The sequence below is a fragment of the Donghicola tyrosinivorans genome (assembly GCF_003003355.1).
In the GTDB taxonomy this organism is placed as follows: domain Bacteria; phylum Pseudomonadota; class Alphaproteobacteria; order Rhodobacterales; family Rhodobacteraceae; genus Donghicola; species Donghicola tyrosinivorans.
Genome location: NZ_PVTQ01000052.1, coordinates 1 through 1,645 on the forward strand (window position 1 = coordinate 1; position 1,645 = coordinate 1,645).

General features: G+C 56.1%; 2 protein-coding genes. Both read left to right on the forward strand.

The features are described from left to right. The coding region (locus CLV74_RS22415) for a tyrosine-type recombinase/integrase (protein WP_146135016.1) at nt 1–768 on the forward strand (768 nt) is incomplete at its 5' end. A 107-nt stretch (nt 769–875) separates the two neighbouring features. Then, the gene (locus CLV74_RS22420) at nt 876–1,220 is read left to right on the forward strand and encodes a hypothetical protein (RefSeq protein ID WP_106269151.1); all 345 of its coding nucleotides are present in this window, start codon (nt 876–878) and stop codon (nt 1,218–1,220) included. The last annotated feature ends 425 nt before the right edge of the window (nt 1,221–1,645 follow it).

Here is a 1,645-nt window from a genome sequence, read left to right on the forward strand (position 1 = left end):
TTTATTGCGCAGGTCGGAGATAAGGCGATCCCCGATATCACCCGCGATGACATGCTGGATTTTCGCGATTGGTGGTTCGGGCGGATCGAAAGCGGCGAGGTTTCGGCAAACTCGGCCAATAAGGATTTCACCCATCTGGGAGAGATCCTCAAAACCGTGAATGACCGCAAACGGCTGGGATACGCTCTGCCGCTGGGAGGCCTGTCGTTCAAAGAAGGTGAAGCCAACACCCGTCCGCCGTTCTCGAATGATTGGATCAGGGATGTGCTGCTGAAGAAGGGTGCGCTGGATGGGCTGAACGCCGAGGCACGGGCCATCTTTCTGGTCATGGTGAATACGGGCATGCGCCCCAGCGAGATCGCCGGTCTGAGGCCCAATGAGATCAAGCTGGATACGGAGACCCCTCATCTGTCGCTGGCTCCGAACGAGCGGCAGCTAAAGACCCGCAACGCGCGGCGGTCCCTGCCGCTGCTGGGCGTCAGCCTTGCGGCCATGCGCCAGTTCCCCGAGGGCTTCCCATCCTATCGCAATAATGCGGCAACCCTCAGCGGCACGGTGAACAAGTTCCTGCGCAGCAATGGCATTGCCGAGAGCCCCGCCCATTCCATGTACAGCCTGCGCCATAGCTTTGAAGATCGCATGCTTGAAGCCGGGATCGATGAACGCATCCGTCGCGATATTCTGGGCCATGCGCTGGGGCGCGAGCGTTATGGTAAAGGTGCGTCGATCGAGATGGCTGCAGATTTGCTGAGACCTATCGCTTTCTAATTTACACCCTTCATGTGCTGAACTGGAATTGCTGTTCTAAGGTCACCTTAGTGCCCCAAAATCGCCCGTTCCGACCTTTAAGCACAGGTTTCACGAAGGGAGTTTAGATGAATAAAGGTTTTTTAGTTGCAGTTTCTCTCGCGATGGTTGGCTTGCCCGCTAATGCCACGTGCTATGATTACGAAGAGCACGGTGAGCTAGGGGATGAATATATAATTTGCTATGAGGATAAATGTGACCTCTCGCGCATGACCGCGCAGTGCGCGGGCGCAGGTCCAAATTTTACAGAGTATGATACTGGGTGGCGGTTCGGGTATGAGGCGGCCCCGCGTCAAGAATATACCTATGACGAATACACTTCGTGGGAAGGCGATCTTCTGAGCCCTGAAGATGCAGCTAAAGTGCGGGTATTCAAAGTCGATAGGTACTTGGCTTGGGAGTTGATGGATTAAGAGGACAGCTCTTCTCCGAATCGCCTATTGTGTCGATAACGCTGCTCATTATCTGCTTCTGTGGCAAGAGGGCTATGCGGAGCGCAGCAGCTTTGCGGTCCGGCGCGGTCCTTTGGCTGGTATCAGCATCGTGGCCTTCGATCTGACAGCAGCAGGGCGGGGTGCCTTTGCTGATCTTTTGGAGATGAAGCAGGATATCTTCGATGATGGCCTGATGGCCTGATGGCCTGATGGCCTGATGGCCTGATGGGCCATTTCCAGAGCTACTGCATTATTGATCAGGGCAACGGGATCGTCGCCAGCCGCAGCCTGATCGAGGCTGCACTGGAAATCGGCGACGGGGCTGTGATCGAACGTCTTGCCGATCCCGCGCAGACCGTTCCTGCAGGGCAGGGGCTGTCACTGCCCACACGCATTGATGCGTC